This is a genomic window from Pseudomonas sp. NPDC088414, assembly GCF_044753325.1.
GTDB lineage: Bacteria > Pseudomonadota > Gammaproteobacteria > Pseudomonadales > Pseudomonadaceae > Aquipseudomonas.
This window is the reverse complement of sequence record NZ_JBIVMY010000080.1, coordinates 1-1,187: the sequence shown is the minus strand read 5'-3', so window position 1 is coordinate 1,187 and position 1,187 is coordinate 1. Positions and strand designations below refer to the sequence as shown.

Below are 1,187 nucleotides of genomic sequence, written 5' to 3'. Positions count from 1 at the left end.
CTGTTGGCCTGCGCATTTTACTTCGACACCGGCTGGCCGCTTAACGGGGTTCTTAGCGACGCGAGACATGCTTATCCCCCCTTAGAACACAGTGCACAGAACTTCGCCGCCGACACCGGCAGCGCGCGCAGCACGATCCGTCATCACACCTTTGTTGGTGGAGACGATAGACACGCCAAGACCGCCACGAACTTTCGGCAGATCTTCAACGGACTTGTACTGACGCAGGCCTGGACGACTAACGCGCTTCACTTCCTCGATGACCGGACGGCCTTCGAAGTATTTCAGCGAGATGGACAACGACGGCTTAGCGTCGGTGGTGATCTGAAAATCCGCGATGTAACCTTCGTCCTTCAGGACTTTTGCTACAGCCACCTTCAACGTGGAAGACGGCATGCTTACGACAGACTTTTCAGCCATCTGGGCATTACGGATTCGAGTTAGCATGTCCGCTAACGGGTCCTGCATACTCATGGGCTAGACGCTCCTAATACAGAAAAATTAGCCTTGCGGCTACTACATGTCGCCGAGAAACTCCGGGCAGAAAAACACGGGCTCAGGCGAGCCGGTCATTCTAGACACACCCCAGAAATGAATCAAGCCCCAAAAGGGGCTTGATTCAGATTCAAGGCCACCGATGGTCAGGTTCTTGCGATCCCGACCATCAAGGCTTTGACAGCGATTACCAGCTGGCTTTAACCAGACCTGGAACGTCACCACGCATTGCCGCTTCACGCAGTTTGTTACGGCCCAGGCCGAACTTGCGGTAAACGCCGTGCGGACGACCAGTCAGGCGGCAACGGTTACGCATGCGCGAAGCGCTTGCGTCACGTGGTTGCTTCTGCAGAGCTACGGTAGCTTCCCAACGCGCTTCTGGACTTGCGTTCAGATCAACGATGATAGCTTTCAGCGCTGCACGCTTGGTGGCGTACTTGGCAACAGTGAGCTGACGCTTCAGCTCACGGTTTTTCATGCTCTTCTTGGCCATTTTCCTACTCCAATCAGTTGCGGAACGGGAATTTGAAAGCACGCAGCAGAGCGCGGCCTTCATCATCGTTCTTGGCAGTGGTGGTCAGGGTAATGTCCAGACCGCGGAGAGCATCGATCTTGTCGTAGTCGATTTCCGGGAAAATGATCTGCTCTTACACGCCCATGCTGTAGTTGCCACGACCATCGATGGACTTGGC

The 1,187-nt window shown here is 54.9% G+C and carries 2 protein-coding genes and 2 pseudogenes; all 4 read right to left on the bottom strand.

Translation table 11 applies throughout. From position 1 onward, the window contains the following. Window positions 1–69, bottom strand: a pseudogene (locus tag ACIP8I_RS27175) (50S ribosomal protein L6); the annotation flags it as partial. Between the two features lie 12 nt (window positions 70–81). Beyond that, a complete protein-coding gene (gene rpsH / locus ACIP8I_RS27170; protein WP_007966178.1) occupies window positions 82–474 on the bottom strand; it encodes a 30S ribosomal protein S8 in 393 nt (130 codons plus the stop codon). Between the two features lie 208 nt (window positions 475–682). After that, window positions 683–988, bottom strand: coding sequence for a 30S ribosomal protein S14 (gene rpsN / locus ACIP8I_RS27165; RefSeq protein ID WP_003228726.1), 306 nt, complete (start codon window positions 986–988; stop codon window positions 683–685). Between the two features lie 13 nt (window positions 989–1,001). Next, a pseudogene (locus tag ACIP8I_RS27160) lies at window positions 1,002–1,187 on the bottom strand (50S ribosomal protein L5); the annotation flags it as partial.